Source organism: Enterococcus sp. DIV2419 (assembly GCF_051711865.1).
Classification (GTDB): Bacteria; Bacillota; Bacilli; order Lactobacillales; family Enterococcaceae; genus Enterococcus; species Enterococcus faecalis.
This window is the reverse complement of sequence record NZ_JBIONS010000001.1, coordinates 2,628,770-2,644,526: the sequence shown is the minus strand read 5'-3', so window position 1 is coordinate 2,644,526 and position 15,757 is coordinate 2,628,770. Positions and strand designations below refer to the sequence as shown.

Here is a 15,757-nt window from a genome sequence, read left to right as displayed (position 1 = left end):
TAATCTATTTCTTACTTATAGTGTATTACAAGTGAACAAAAAAAAGCTAGTATTGTTATTAACTTTTTTTCATTTGTTTATAATTTGTTCATTTTTCGGCAAGTAGGAGTTTATAAGGCTTTGCTATTCTAGGTATATAAAAAAGAAAAAAGGGGATTACCAACTATGAAAAAGAAAAAAGTTTTTAGTACGATTACCTTATTAACCTTTAGTACGTTGTTGATTGCAGGCTGTGCTGGCGGAGCCAACTCTGCAACAGATAAATCAAGTGCAGCTAGCTCAAGCACTGCAGTCTCTAGTTCAGCAGAAGCAGCTAAAGAGCAATCAAAAGGACAAGAATTAACAGAAATTTTATCCAGTACTGATTGGCAAGGCACAAAAGTTTACGACAAAAATAATAATGATTTAACAGCAGAAAATGCTAATTTTATTGGTTTAGCAAAATATGATGGTGAAACAGGTTTTTATGAATTTTTCGACAAAGAAACAGGTGAAACCCGTGGCGATGAAGGCACATTCTTCGTGACAGACGATGGCGAAAAGCGTATCTTAATTTCGGATACACAAAACTATCAAGCGGTGGTCGATTTAACGGAAGTGACGAAAGATAAATTTACCTATAAGCGAATGGGTAAAGATAAAGACGGAAAAGATGTAGAAGTCTTTGTAGAACATATCCCTTATTCTGACGAGAAATTAACCTTTACGAATGGCCGTAAAGATTTAGAAACAGAAACTGGCAAAATTGTTACCAATGAACCTGGGGATGACATTTTAGGGGCCACATTATGGAATGGCACGAAAGTTTTAGATGAAGACGGTAACGATGTTACTGAAGCAAATAAAATGTTTATTAGTTTAGCGAAATTTGATAATAAAACAAGTAAATATGAATTCTTTGATTTAGAAACGGGTAAAACCCGTGGAGATTTTGGTTACTTCCAAGTAATTGATAATAACAAAATCCGTGCCCACGTTTCAATTGGTGACAATAAATATGGAGCTGCGTTAGAATTAACAGAATTAAATGATAAACGTTTTACGTATACGCGAATGGGTAAAGACAACAATGGCAAAGAAATTAAAGTCTTTGTAGAACATGAACCATATGAAGGAGATTTTACGCCAGACTTCACGTTCTAATTAGTCAATCACGAGAGGATGAAGCGGTCAAAAGGAAGTAAAGGATTCTTTTGACCGCTTCATTTTTAACAAAAAAATAGTTTATAGTTGTTTTTAATCGTTTATAAATTGTTCATTTTTCTGACAGTGGTAGTTTAGAATCGTTTGTTAAGATAGGTTTATCAAAGAAAAGGAGCGATGCTTTATGAAAAAGAAAGTATTAAGTTCGATTACTTTAGTAACATTAAGTACGTTACTTATAGCAGGTTATGCAAGTCCAGCATTTGCAGATCATGCAGCCAATCCAAATAGTGCTACAGCAAATTTAGGCAAACATCAAAACAATGGCCAAACAAAAGGCGATAAGGCGACAAAGATTTTATCTGGCACGGACTGGCAAGGAACCCGTGTTTATGATGCTGCTGGTAATGATTTAACGGCAGAAAATGCTAATTTTATTGGTTTAGCAAAATATGATGGTGAAACCGGTTTTTACGAGTTTTTCGACAAAAATACTGGGGAAACCCGTGGTGACGAAGGAACATTTTTTGTGACAGGTGATGGCACAAAACGAATTTTAATTTCGCGGACACAAAATTATCAAGCCGTAGTGGATTTAACCGAAGTGAGTAAAGACAAATTTACTTACAAGCGTTTAGGGAAAGATAAACTGGGGAATGATATTGAAGTTTACGTGGAACACATCCCTTATCATGGGAAAAAATTAGCTTTTACAAATGGACGTGAAGCATTAACCAATCAAACTGGCAAAATTGTGACAAATAAATCAGGGGATAAAATTTTAGGAACAACCTTGTGGAATGGCACAAAAGTCGTAGATAAAAACGGGAATGATGTGACAGCGGCCAATCAAAATTTCATTAGTTTAGCGAAATTTGATCCAAACACAAGTAAATATGAATTTTTCAATTTACAAACAGGTGAAACCCGCGGCGATTTTGGGTACTTCCAAGTGGTGGACAATAACAAGATTCGGGCCCATGTATCTATTGGGACGAATCGTTACGGTGCGGCGCTAGAATTAACGGAACTAAACAATGATCGATTTACGTATACACGAATGGGTAAAGATAATGCTGGTAATGATATTCAAGTGTTCGTGGAACATGAACCTTATCAAGGCACATATCATCCAGCCTTTACTTTTTAAAAGTCTCTTGTCTTCTCTCTTATTTAACAAAAGAACGTCCCCCAACGTTCTTTTGTTTTCTCTTCTTCTATAAATAAATTGTTATTAGTTACAATTAAACATTATTATTAATATAATTATAATGATTATTATTTAATAATTTATTCATATTATGGACAGGTGGAGTTAATAACTACTTGCTATCCTTAAATTATCAAAAGGAAAGGGAGTAGTAGCTTATGAAGAAAAAAATGGTGGGGACAATTACATTATTGGCCCTAAGTGCAATGTTAGTTGGTGGAGTAGGGAGTTCTGTCACAGCACAGGCATATGCGCCTGTAGCAATGGCTAATCCCAATAATTTAGGAGATTTACCTGAGTATTTACGCTCGGTTGGTATTCGGCAAGATGAAATGTTATCGGAAAAAGATTGGGCAGGTCAACGTGTCTATGATAAAAATGGGACCGACTTAACCGCTGAAAATCAGGATTTATTGCATGCAATCAAGTTTGATGCAACCACTAGTTTCTATGAATTTTTTGATAAAGAGACTGGAGAATCAACAGGAGATGAAGGAACCTTCTTTATGACCGCTGGTATTACAGATGTTTCCCGTCTTGTAATTATTTCTGAAACCAAAAATTATCAAGGTGTATACCCACTTAGAACTTTATACCAAGATACTTTTACGTATAGACAGATGGGGAAAGATAAAAACGGAAATGATATTGAAGTTTTCGTAGAAAACAAAGCAACCTCAGGTCCAGTTTATGGTCGTCCGCAGCCATACCCCAATAATCGTCCCAGAACACTAGAATTCACGAATGGACGCCGTGCCATGACAGAACAAACAGGCCAGATTGATGTAAATCGACAAGGGGATGAAATTATTGGTAAAACTTCCTTTGATGGGACACCGCAACTTCTTTGGAATGGCACAAAAGTAGTGGATAAAGATGGCAATGACGTAACTTCGGCCAACCAAAACTTTATCAGCTTAGCGAAATTTGACCAAGATAGCAGCAAATATGAATTTTTCAATTTACAAACTGGTGAAACTCGTGGCGACTATGGCTACTTTAAAGTAGGAAATCAAAATAAATTCCGTGCCCATGTTTCGATTGGAACCAATCGCTATGGTGCTGTCTTAGAATTAACAGAATTGAATGATAATCGTTTTACGTACACACGAATGGGTAAAGATAACGAAGGAAACGATATCCAAGTCTATGTGGAACATGAACCATACCAAGGAACTTTTAATCCTGAATTTACCTTTTAAGAACAAAACATACGAATGGAAACCAAAAAAAGTTTCGACTTCTTTTGGTTTCTCTCTTTTTAAAATAGAAAAACAGAGAAAGCGTTTTAATCGACAAATAAAAAAAGATTCGTTAGATTAGAACCACTGGAGAAAAATCTCATATTTCTCTCGAGGAAAGGAAGTTGAGCACAATGAACAAAAAAATTTTAATGGGGCTATTAAGTGTCGTGACCATTCCATTACTTGCTGCGTGTCAAGGAGGAGAAACACCCTCCGCAGCGTCAAAAAATAGTCAAACGGTGACTACTCAAAGTAGTGCAAAAACTGAAAGCACCAGTACAACCCGTTCGGTGGCTCAAACAACATCAAAAGAGGAAGTGAAAGAACCGATGAAGACCTATGAAGTGGGTGCGCTTTTAGAAGCAGCCAATCAACGAGATACGAAGAAGGTCAAGGAAATTTTACAAAATACTACTTATCAAGTGGATGAAGTCGACACAGAAGGCAACACACCGCTCAATATCGCTGTTCACAATAATGACATTGAGATTGCAAAAGCGTTGATTGATCGGGGTGCCGATATTAATCTGCAAAATAGCATTAGTGATAGTCCCTATCTTTATGCGGGAGCGCAAGGACGTACGGAGATTTTAGCGTATATGTTAAAAAATGCGACCCCAGATTTAAATAAGCATAACCGTTACGGTGGCAATGCGTTAATTCCGGCAGCTGAAAAAGGACATATTGACAATGTGAAGCTCTTGTTAGAAGATGGACGAGAAGACATAGATTTCCAAAATGACTTTGGCTATACAGCATTGATTGAGGCAGTGGGGTTACGTGAAGGGAACCAACTTTACCAAGATATTGTAAAATTGTTAATGGAAAATGGTGCGGATCAATCCATTAAAGACAATTCTGGTCGAACAGCAATGGACTATGCCAATCAAAAAGGTTATACGGAAATTAGTAAAATTTTAGCACAGTACAACTAAGTATTGTGTCCTTTCGGGAAGGAATAAATACAGGTAGGAGTGAAGGAAAGCATGAATTATTGGTTAAAAAATGTTCGAATTGAAACAGGGTATCAAAAAGAAGGTGACTGGTTATCTGGGACAGTAACCAAAGAAGTGGCAATTGAAATAACAGATGGAGTATTTACGAAAATCATCCCCAATGAAGAATTGGTAGAAGAACCTGGGTTGACAATTATTGATGGTCACCATCAATTGATTTTACCAGGTTTGATTGAAAAACATTGTCACTTTGATAAAAGTAAACTAGGTGTTCCGTGGTATCCGGTGACGCCAGCGAAGTCAATTGTGGAACGTGTCGAAGCAGAAATCCCTTATTTAGATAGTTTAGAACTTTCTTTAACTGAACGCGCAAATCATTTAATTGACTTAGAATTACCACATGGCGCGACAGCCTTCAGAACACATGTCGACGTGGAACCGATGACAGACTTACGTTATTTTGATGAAGTCCAAGCATTGGCCCAAACGAAACCATTTGCGGTAGAAATTGTCGTCTTTCCACAGCACGGCTTACTACGTTCAGATTCCGTTGAATTAGTTGATCAAGCATTGGCAAAAGGTGCCGATTTTATTGGTGGCGTGGATCCTTATTCACTAGATGGTGATTACAAAAAATCATTGGCTGAAACATTCCGCTTAGCAGATAAACATGGTGTCGGTGTGGATATTCATTTACATGACCGTCATGAAGCTGGGACAACAACGATTAAAGAAATTATCCGTTTAACGAAAGAATATGGCCTACAAGACAAAGTATTTATCAGCCATGCCTTCGGGTTAAATGATTTCATTGGTGAAGAACGTGCCGAAGTTTATGATGCTTTAGCAGCAGAAAAAATTCATATTAATTCCAGCGTGCCAATCACACCTAATACGATTCCGCCAATTATGGAATTGTTACGTCATGGAGTCAATGTTCATCTTGGTTGTGACAATATCTACGATTGCTGGTCTCCCTATGGTGATGGTTCATTACAAGAAAAATTGGCTCGTTTAGGTGAACTTTTTAATGTGAAAGATCAAGATGCTTTAACCCAATTATTGGGCTTAGTGACAGATGGTGTCACAACTTTAGACGAACAAGGGCAAGCAAATTGGCCGCAAGTTGGTGCTGAAGCAACTTACTTACTCACTGAAGCAGAATGTGCGGCGGCTTTTGTCGCTCGTCAGACACCGGTGGAAATCAGTGTGGTAAAAGGAACCACACTTTATCAAAAATAACAAAAAGAAGCGAGATTTCTCGCTTCTTTTTTTGTTATGCTTATCGTTCCTTCAGCCAGCTATCCAATTGCTCAAATAAAGTGATGACCGAAGGATCTTTGGTTTGTTTTAAAAAATCATGTTCTAAATAGTAAACCGCTTTAAAGGTACTCTCAGGAATGGTCCGTCCGATTTTTTTGCTATAGCGGAACGGCACTTCTTCGTCTGAGCTGCTAGCTGTACTGAAACAAGGTGGAAAAGTTTTTAATGTTTCGTCTGACAGTGCGTAAGCAGACCAGTCCCCGTTTTCTGGTAATCCGTAAAAGTGCGGCAATAGCGCTTGCTGAATACTGTAATGATACAGCAGATAGCGAGAAAGAAAAGGATCATCCCAAACAGGCTTCGTTTGGTCGATAGCAGCTATTTCTTTAGCGGAAATGGCTTGCTTTAATAATTTCCGTGGCTCTTTAATAAATTCTAAATCTGTATAGCCGTAAAAATTGACTAAAAATTGTGGCGTCAAATTTAGTGTTTGTAATTGTTTGGTTAACTGTAACATTAAATAACCGCCAGCGGAACGCCCGCACAAACCAAAGGACTGGTTTTGAATAATCTCTTCGTTTAACAATTGGAAGGTTTCCGTTAGCGTCCTTAAGATGTGATCGATTTTTGTATTTGGAGCCAACAAATAGTCCAGTGCTAAAACGGTATAGCCATTGCTTGTAAACAGCTCCTTCAGTTCTTCTGGTAAATCACTTTTGGTTCCATAAATCATCCCGCCACCGTGTAAATAGACGACATAGTTCGTTGGTTCAGTCGTAGTGGGGTAGATAGTAACTGTTGCGCCATTAGCGAGTGTTTGATTGTTTTTCAAGTGCACGTCTCCTCATCTTTATAATGTATGTGGCAATTTCATAATTTAACAATTGCAAGGGATTGGCTAAGTCAATATCAAGAAGTTGTTCCACTTTGTTTAAACGATAACGAATCGTTTTTGAATGAAGGAACATCGCTTCAGAGGTCTGTTTATAGTTGCGATTATTTTGGAAAAAACTGTACAAGGTTTCAAACAAATCGTAGTTATTTTCGGCTAATTGATAAAGTGCGCGAGGAATTAATTCGTCTAAATTTTCCAATTGGTCTTCGCGGATAAAATTTTTAAATACCCCGATATCGGCTAAGGTGACAATTGGTCCGTTATAAAAAGTTTCATTAAAGCGCAGAATGTCCAGACATTCAATCAGTAGCTCTTTAATCCCTTCTCGTGATTTTAAACTGCTGACGGCAACGGTAAGCGTGTCGTTTTCTTCTAAAAGTTCAGCTAATAAACGACTTAATTGCAGCTTTGTAATTTTTCCATCACTTTCATTGAAGTTAAAAAGGACCGCCGAATAATTTAGCTGATCGAAGAAGATGGATTTCACACGCAGGGTACGAAGTAAGGCAATAATTCGTTCTTTCATGAGTTGTGTATTGGTGTCTTTGGTAGAAAAAGCAATCGCTTGGTAAGAATCTAGCTCTTGCATTTGCACTTCACGAAGCAAACTGTTTAGCTCGTCAGGATTTTGCGGTGTATTTTGTAAAATAGCATCCGCTAAGTTGTTCAAACGAGTATACCGTTCTTTTTTTAACAAATTTTCGGTATTGAATTTTTCTTGTAAGACATCAATCGCATTTTCGATAATCACTAAATCCGTTTCTTTAACCTTTTCATCTTGTAAATAAACCAGAAGTAAACAATTAGTGGAATAACTATTGAAAATAGAAACTTCTAGTGCCAACTGTTTTTTGGGGTTGGCATGAGAGTAAAGTGTTAAAAGAGAGTAATCGTTTTTAGTGAATTCACTGTTTTTTAGTTTTTCTCTTGAGAGTACAATCGCATCATGGGGTAAGTCGCCATCGCTAATTTCCAGATGTTTATCCAACATTTTTAAAGCGAAGGGTAATTTAATGATGTCATAAAATTCTTGCATAATCGTCTCAACCGTTGGGTAGTGGCGCTCTAATTTGGTGAAACGTTGGCGCACATCGTAATACGTACGTAAGACATGCGACTGATAATTCAACAAAGGCTCGTAAATCGTAAACAGAATTTTTTCATAGCTAATGTCTTGTGTGATTTTAATTAAAGGAATTTCATAATTGAAACATAATTCGATAAACCACTCTGGAATCATTTTAATGAATCGATCTGTTTTCAAAATTAAGCCGCTGATGCCAATTCGGCGCATCTTTACGAAAAAATTTTCCAACTCTTTTTCGGGTAGATCATGCAATGCGTAGAAAGAAGTCAAAATTAACTGATTCTTTCTACTCCAGTTCTCAATGTCAATCGCTTCTAAGACCATTGCCGAGTCAACTTCATTGTCTAAACCAATCTCTTTCGTCAAAATTTTACCTTTTTTTAAGTCACCTATCGATAATAACTCTCTTAATTTCATCATTTTCTCCTTTTTTCCTCTTATGGATAAAAATTATACCATTTTTTTAGAATTATGTCCGATGAAAACACTTTCTCGTTTCGATACAATAGCATTGTAAGGAATAGATAGGAGGATGAACAATGTTACACACAGTAATTTTGAAAAACAATTACCAAGACTCCATCAACTTAATGTTATTGACCAATAAAATCAATGCATTAGATGGTGTAACCATGAGTCAAATCATGATGGGAACAGATGCCAACAAAGACATCCTTAACAACACAAACTTGTTAACGGATGAGGCCAATAGTGCATCTGCAAACGACATGATGATTGTGGTTGACAGTGAAAAAGAAAACATCATGGAAGAAGTTATGCCAGCGATTGATGAATTCTTAGATGATTTATCAGCAAAGGGAACTAGTGAAGAAGCACAAGCAGCGACTTCTTGGTCAGAAGCGTTTGATCTTTTACCAGAGGCGAATGTAGCGCTATTCAGTATTCCTGGTGAATATGGTGCGCCAGAAATGGAACGTGCCTTAAAAAATGATTTACACGTGTTCTCTTTCACGGATAATGTGTCAATTGAAGATGAAGTACGTTTGAAAAAATTAGCGCATGAAAAAGGCTTACTAATGATGGGCCCTGACTGTGGAACTGGTATTATCTCAAGTATTCCAATCGCCTTTACAAATGTTGTTTCTCCAGGAAACATTGGCGTTGTTGGTGCTTCAGGAACAGGGATTCAAGAAGTTACAACGATTATTGACCGCTTAGGTGGCGGAGTTGTTCACGCCATTGGTACTGGTGGTCGTGACCTAAGCGACAAAGTAGGCGCTATCACAGTGAAAGATGCTATTGTGGCCTTAGAAAATCACGAACCAACCGATGTGATTACAGTTATTTCTAAACCACCTGCAAAAGAAGTTCGTGATGAAGTGGTTGAATTATTACAAAGCATTTCAAAACCAGTCGTTGCGATTTTCTTAGGAGAAAAACCAACAAGTCACGAAGGCAAAGTTTATCTAGCTCATACATTAGAAGAAACAGCTAAAATTGCTGTTGATTTAGCAAATGATGTGGCCGTGAAGAAAAATTACTTTGAAGCATTAGCAAAACCAGCTGTACCAACATTACCAGAAGCTAAAGTTGTAAAAGGCTTATATTCAGGTGGTACATTAGCTTCTGAAGCGGGTATGTTAATTTCTGAAGCTTTAGACCTTGGCGGTTTAGTGAAAGCAGAAGGTTATGTCTTGAAATCTCACGGTTATGAAGTCATTGACTTAGGCGATGATATGTATACACAAGGTCGTCCGCACCCAATGATTGACCCAGATGTTCGTATCGAAAAAATTCGTGAATACGCACAAGATGAAAAAACTGGGATTATCTTATTCGATGTGGTGTTAGGCTACGGTGCTCATGAAGACATGGTTGGTGCATTGTTACCAGCAATTGAAGAAGCGCGTGCCACAGCCAAAGAAGCCGGACGTGATCTTTACTTTGTTGCAACTGTTTGTGGGACTACGAAAGATCCGCAAAATTACCAATCGTCGGTTGATCGTTTGAAAGAAGGCGGCGTTTTAGTTGCAGAAAGCAATGCTAAAGCTGTTCAATTAGCTCTATTGCTAAAAGGAATCGAAATTTCAGAAGACGATAAAGAAGTGGTTGCTTACAACGGACCAACTGTCGATGTACCAAAACCAGGCGAAAAAGTAATGGAACTATTAACAACCAAACCAAGAATCATTAACGTTGGGTTGCAAAGCTTTACAGAATCAATCGTTGATTACGGTGGCGAAACTGTTCAATTTAACTGGCGTCCGCGTGCCAACGGCAATAAAAAAATGATTAAAATTTTGGATGCTTTGGAAGATTACAGTGAACAAATCGAAGCTGAAAATCACAAAGTAACAGACAAAATTAAAAATGCACAACCATTCTTAGTAGATGTGGTACCTGCGAAATCAGTGATTCCAGAATTAAATGATGATGCACAAAAAACATTACTTCATGCTGGACCACCAATCCAATGGTCTGAAATGACTGGACCAATGAAAGGTGCTTGTATCGGAGCTGCATTATTCGAACGTTGGGCAGACAATGAAGAAGATGCTTTGAAGATTTTTGAAGCTGGCGAAGTACGTTTCATTCCTTGTCACCATGTAAAAGCAGTTGGACCAATGGGCGGTATTACTTCTGGTAATATGCCAGTCTTTGTTGTAGAAAATCGCTTAGAAGGTAACGAAGCATACTGTATCTTGAATGAAGGTATCGGTAAAGTATTGCGTTTTGGTGCTTATTCACAAGAAGTGGTTGATCGTTTAGATTGGATTAAAGATGTTTTAGGACCAACTATTGCGAAAGCCTTGAAACTTTCTGAAGAAGGCTTGAACTTAAACGTATTGATTGCGCGCTCTATTACAATGGGTGACGAGTTCCACCAAAGAAATATTGCCGCATCTTTGAACTTCTTAAAAGAATTGTCTCCGTTAATTATCAAAACAGATATTCCAGAAGATCAAAAATACGAAGTAATCAAATTCTTAGCTGACACAGATCAATTCTTCTTAAATGTCATGATGGCAACTGGAAAAGCAATTGTTGATGGTGCCCGTAAAGATACCAACGGAACGATTGTCACAACGATGACTCGTAACGGCGTGAACTTTGGGGTTCGGATTGCAGAAACAGGCGATCAATGGCATACCGCACCAGTAAATACACCAAAAGGTCTTTACTTCACTGGTTTCAGCGAAGAAGACGGAAATCCTGATGTCGGGGATAGTGCAATTACTGAAACAGTAGGCGTTGGAGCAATGGCTATGGTAGCTGCACCTGGCGTAACACGGTTTGTTGGTGCAGGTGGCTTTGAAGATGCGTTAGCAACCTCAAATGAAATGGCAAAAATCTGTGAAGGACACAACCCAACATTCTCAATTCCAACTTGGGATTTCCAAGGAACTTGTTTAGGAATTGATATCCGTAAAGTGGTGGAATTAGGAATTACACCAATCATCAATACAGGGATTGCACACAAAAATGCCGGTGTTGGTCAAATTGGTGCAGGGACAGTTAGAGCACCTCTAGGCTGTTTTGAAAAAGCCCTAGAAGCGTATGCTGAGAAACTAGGCATTACGGTTGAATAACCAACTAGTCATTAGTGACTACATTTTTCCTATCCACCAATATGGCAAGATGGGAACCATTCACAGTGTTTTTGAACGTTCATTTAATCTGAAAGTCCAGGATCAATTAATCAATGTTGCAAACTTCCATAATTATTTATCAAGCTTTGGTATGTTTTTGCCAGATCAATTGTTTCAAGAAATCTTTCCGTATGTACAACAAGGTAATAAAGTCAAAATCACAGAAAATCAGTTGACCTTTTACAGTACAGTCGGCGTGAAAACGATCCAACTCACACCTGCCGAGGTCGTTTCTTTAAACATTACTCATTTCAAGTTAGAAAAAGACCAATTACGCTTGTTGCGAGACCGCTTATTAGCGAGAAACTTAGAACGTAGAATTGGCCTGCCTTTAGACGAACGAGCAAAGCATATTTTCAAAAAAATGAGCCAAAAACAAAAAGTTTGGACACTATCGGAATGGCAAGAAGTAACGAATTATCTGATTGGTCGGGGCAAAGGGTTAACCCCGAGTGGTGATGACATTTTAGTAGCGTATCAAACAATTCTGTTCATACTTGCTGATGAAAGAGCTGCGGCGTTAGCCGCTACTCTTTCGGCAGCAAATTTATCCACAACAGATGTTAGTAAAGGCTATATTGCAAGCTCGGCTAAAGGATATGTAAATTCATTGTTGTATCAGTTACTCTTGGATTTGGAGAACCATCGGGATAATAGAGTTGACGAAAATATTGACAGAATTATACAAATCGGACATTCCTCTGGTAAAGATATGTCATTTGGAATGTTACTAGCTTTACAATCTGTAGAGTTAGATGAGAAGTGAGGAGAAGACATGGAGAATAGTAAAAAAAATCAAGCAGTGCAAGTGAGCAATAGTTACTGGATTAAAGTCGTAGCCATTTTCTTCGTAGGCTGGATTTTAATGTACGCAACACGAACTATTTTTAATCCAGTGATGGGGGTCATTGGAGAACAATTTGGTCTAAGTAACACACAACTTGGTTTAGCCAATAGTATCTTCTTTCTAACCTATGCTGTTGCACAGATTCCTTTTGGGATGATTGGCGATAAAATTGGGCGGAAATTAGTCATTGCTGTTGGGTTTATCGTTCTTGCTATTTCTACTTATTTTAGTGGATTAGCAACAACCTTTGTTATGTTTTTAGTCATTCGTGCAATTGCTGGTATTGGTCAAGGCGCTTACTATGGCCCGCAATATGCGCTATCGACAGAAGCGATTCCAGCAAGTAAACGGACCATCGGTAATGCCATCATCAATAGTGGGATGGCCTTCGGTACATCAGGTGGGTACTTACTTTCAAGTAAGTTGGTTTTAGAAAATGGTGAACATTGGAGCAAACCATTCTTTATCATGGCGATTCCAACGTTTATCGTAGGAATTCTTTTCTATACAATTTTGAAAGAAAAAGTGATTCGTCCTGGTGAAGAAGCTGCACGAGCAGCTGCTGAAGAAGGACCGCAAGAAAAGATATCATTAAAAGAAATTTTCTCAAATCGTAATTTATTAGCCGCATTTATTTTATGTTTCACAAGTATTTATGCAAACTTTGTCATTATTACTTGGTTGCCACAATTTTTAATTGCTGAACGTGGCTTTACAGGAGCGAGCGTTGGTTTCATTTCATCACTTGTACCATGGGCCTCTATTCCAGGCGCCTTAATCTTCGCTCGTTTGAATGATAAAACAGGTGCGACGAAAAAATTAGTCTTTACATTAGTACCTTTAGCAATCCTATCTGTCTTTGCGATTGCTTTTGTAACAAATCGGACATTGTTAATTTCTGTTTTAATTCTTTATGGGTTAACAGGGAAATTAGCGTTAGATCCAATTATGGTGACTTTTGTTACCAAACATGCACCAAAAGCGGCCTTAGGAACAACGTTAAGTGCCTATAATTTTATCGGGATGTCAGGGTCAATCCTAGCACCGTATGTCACAGGATATTTAGCAGATACAGCAGGCTCAATGCAAGTTGGCTTCTATCTTTCTTGTGTACTATTAGTTATTGGTTTACTAGCTTTTGCTTTCTTAGCTAAAGATGAGAGTAAACCGAAATTAGGTTAATTATCCCTTCGATAATGACTGAAACAATCAAAATGAGCAAGACAAAATCTTTCATTTCGTAAACAAATTATTTCTTATCCGTCGATACTGAAAAGATTTTGTCTTTGCTTTACTAAAAAGGAGCGAATCAATCAATGAGTTTAAACGTAATTGCCCTAGGTGGGAATGCTATTTTAGATACGGATCCAACAGATGAAGGCCAAAAAGCCGTCGTTAATCACGCGGCCAAATATATTGCAGAATTTGTTGCTAAAGGGGAACAAGTCATTGTCTGTCACGGAAACGGACCACAAGTAGGGAATTTGCTTTTACAACAAAAAGCAGGCGAAAGTGAAAAAAATCCAGCGTTGAAATTGGATACTTGTGTTGCGATGACACAAGGAAGCATCGGTTACTGGTTACAAAATGCTTTAACTAATGAGTTTGAAAAACGTAACATTGCTAAACCAGTTATCTCTGTAGTTACGCAAGTGCGTGTGGACAAAGAAGATCCTTCGTTTAAAAAACCATCCAAACCAATTGGTCCATTCTATACAAAAGAAGAAGCTGACGCGGAAGCAGCCAAAGATGGCTCTACGTATGTGGAAGATGCTGGCCGTGGCTACCGAAAAGTTGTTCCATCACCAATGCCTAAAGAAATTGTTGAAAAAGAGGCGGTTCGTGCTTTAGTAGAGGCGGACGTTTTAACTATCTGTTCTGGTGGCGGGGGCATTCCGGTCGTAGCAGAAGACGGACAATACGTAGGCGTGGAAGCGGTTAACGACAAAGATTTCTCTGCACGTGTTTTAGCTGAAAACGTTGATGCAGACCGTTTGATTATTTTGACAGGCGTTGATAACATCTACATTAATTACAATCAACCAGATCAAAAAGCATTAGAACAAATCAGTGTAGCCGAAGCAGAAGAATACATTAAAGAAGGTCACTTTGCTGCTGGTAGTATGCTACCAAAAATCGAAGCTGCCTTAGACTTCGTAAAAGGTGATGACAAACGGAAAGCAATCATTACTTCTATCGAAAACTTAGAAAACATCGATAAAGAAGCAGGAACTGTGATCAGTCAAAAGGGGTAGTTTACCATGAAAAAACCGTCCATGATCACCCAAATTGCAATTGCTGTTGTCGTAGGAATCCTCGTAGGACTATTGATTCCTGCTAGCAGCAATTACTTGAAAATAGTTGGAGATGTCTTTTTGCGACTGATGCAAATGGCTATTCCTATCTTGATCTTAGGGCAAATTGTCCAAGCAGTTGGCAGTATTAATCCAAAAGAATTAACGAGCCTTGGGGGTAGAACAATCGCTGTTTTCGGGATTTCCTCCTTAGCTGCCGCTTTATGGGGCGTCCTAATGGCAGTCATTTTTAATCCAGGATACGGTGTTAAAATGACTGGCTTCCAAGATGCTTCTATTAAAGCGCAAGAAATCTCAATCACTGATACGATTTTAAATTTCGTTCCGAAAAATATTTTTGATTCACTGACTCAAGGATCGATTATTCAAATTATTGTCTTTGCATTATTTTTTGGTTTAGCACTGAATAAATACTTACAAAGCCATCCAGAGACACAACTCTTCCAAATAATTGTGGACTTTAATGAAGTTATCATTACAGTCATTCGATACGTCATGTATCTAGCACCTCTGGGGATTTTTGCTTTAATTGCTTCAACAATTAGTCACTTAGGCCTTCAAATTATTTTACCGTTAGTGAAGTATCTATTGGTCTATGGATTAGGAACTATTTTATTTTTGGGCATCTGGATTTTGGTTATCACATTGTACTGTAAAGTAAGTCCACTACGTTTAATTACAAACATGAAAAATATGTCTGTGATGGCCTTGGCGACAACTTCTTCAGCAATTACTTTACCAGTAGCTTTGGAAGAAACAGAAACGAAATTAGGTTTAAGTAAGCGAATTACTAACTTAGTGTTGCCGTTAGGCATGTCGTTAAACAGTAACGGTTCAGCGATGCATATGGCTTTTACTGTAATGACTATCGCTCAGATGTATCAGCTAGAGTTTGATATTACGAAAATGATTTACTTAGCAATTACAGCAACGTTTGTCTCACTAGCAAACGCAGTTGTTCCCGGTGCGGGCTTAGTCTCACTGGCTGTGATTGTTCCGCAAATGGGTTTACCCATTGAGAGTATTGCAATTTTTGCAGGCGTCGAATGGTTTGTTGGCATGTTACGAACAATTTTAAATGTCAATTCAGATGTTTACTCTGCTATTCTAGTTGCAAAATCAGTGGATGAAATTGACTATACTGTCTTTAACAGTAGCAATAAGTAGTGAAAAAAGGGGAGGAAAT

General features: G+C 38.0%; 12 protein-coding genes. 10 read left to right on the top strand and 2 right to left on the bottom strand.

All coding sequences use genetic code 11. The features are described from left to right. The first annotated feature begins 165 nt into the window (after positions 1-165). From IGI97_RS12395 to IGI97_RS12375, 5 genes are all read left to right on the top strand, one after another. Positions 166-1,143 carry a DUF4822 domain-containing protein gene (locus IGI97_RS12395; protein WP_002366072.1) on the top strand — a complete coding sequence of 326 codons (978 nt, stop codon included), beginning with the start codon at positions 166-168 and terminating at the stop codon, positions 1,141-1,143. A 184-nt stretch (positions 1,144-1,327) separates the two neighbouring features. Next, entirely contained in the window at positions 1,328-2,293 is a 966-nt protein-coding gene (locus tag IGI97_RS12390) for a DUF4822 domain-containing protein (RefSeq protein ID WP_002408667.1), read from the top strand. 218 nt (positions 2,294-2,511) lie between these two features. Beyond that, positions 2,512-3,555 carry a DUF4822 domain-containing protein gene (locus IGI97_RS12385; protein ID WP_104855595.1) on the top strand — a complete coding sequence of 348 codons (1,044 nt, stop codon included), beginning with the start codon at positions 2,512-2,514 and terminating at the stop codon, positions 3,553-3,555. 173 nt (positions 3,556-3,728) lie between these two features. Then, entirely contained in the window at positions 3,729-4,532 is an 804-nt protein-coding gene (locus tag IGI97_RS12380; protein WP_010822461.1) for an ankyrin repeat domain-containing protein, read from the top strand. A 51-nt stretch (positions 4,533-4,583) separates the two neighbouring features. After that, positions 4,584-5,795: an amidohydrolase family protein gene (locus tag IGI97_RS12375; protein WP_142666809.1), complete on the top strand. Its 1,212-nt coding sequence runs from the start codon at positions 4,584-4,586 to the stop codon at positions 5,793-5,795. Between the two features lie 40 nt (positions 5,796-5,835). Here IGI97_RS12375 and IGI97_RS12370 read toward each other — a convergent pair whose 3' ends face one another. After that, complete coding sequence (locus IGI97_RS12370; RefSeq protein ID WP_002387662.1) at positions 5,836-6,648, bottom strand: alpha/beta hydrolase; 813 nt, start codon at positions 6,646-6,648, stop codon at positions 5,836-5,838. After that, a complete protein-coding gene (locus IGI97_RS12365) occupies positions 6,623-8,215 on the bottom strand; it encodes a PucR family transcriptional regulator (protein ID WP_002355248.1) in 1,593 nt (530 codons plus the stop codon). The genes IGI97_RS12370 and IGI97_RS12365 overlap by 26 nt, the downstream gene beginning before the upstream one ends. 122 nt (positions 8,216-8,337) lie before the next feature. On the opposite strand from IGI97_RS12365, the gene fdrA reads away from it, so the two are divergent. The 5 genes from fdrA to IGI97_RS12340 all read left to right on the top strand — a co-directional run bounded on the left by fdrA (position 8,338) and on the right by IGI97_RS12340 (position 15,738). After that, positions 8,338-11,349 carry a DUF1116 domain-containing protein gene (gene fdrA, locus IGI97_RS12360; protein WP_010820621.1) on the top strand — a complete coding sequence of 1,004 codons (3,012 nt, stop codon included), beginning with the start codon at positions 8,338-8,340 and terminating at the stop codon, positions 11,347-11,349. Continuing rightward, positions 11,342-12,175 (top strand): DUF2877 domain-containing protein, encoded by an 834-nt coding sequence (locus IGI97_RS12355; RefSeq protein ID WP_002355250.1) that lies wholly within the window; start codon positions 11,342-11,344, stop codon positions 12,173-12,175. Before fdrA ends, IGI97_RS12355 begins: the two co-directional genes overlap by 8 nt. A 9-nt stretch (positions 12,176-12,184) precedes the next feature. Continuing rightward, entirely contained in the window at positions 12,185-13,438 is a 1,254-nt protein-coding gene (locus tag IGI97_RS12350; protein WP_002355251.1) for an MFS transporter, read from the top strand. Positions 13,439-13,572: 134 nt separating this feature from the next. After that, positions 13,573-14,511, top strand: coding sequence for a carbamate kinase (arcC, locus tag IGI97_RS12345; RefSeq protein ID WP_002355252.1), 939 nt, complete (start codon positions 13,573-13,575; stop codon positions 14,509-14,511). A gap of 6 nt (positions 14,512-14,517) precedes the next feature. After that, positions 14,518-15,738: a dicarboxylate/amino acid:cation symporter gene (locus IGI97_RS12340; protein ID WP_142957240.1), complete on the top strand. Its 1,221-nt coding sequence runs from the start codon at positions 14,518-14,520 to the stop codon at positions 15,736-15,738. Positions 15,739-15,757: the final 19 nt, after the last annotated feature.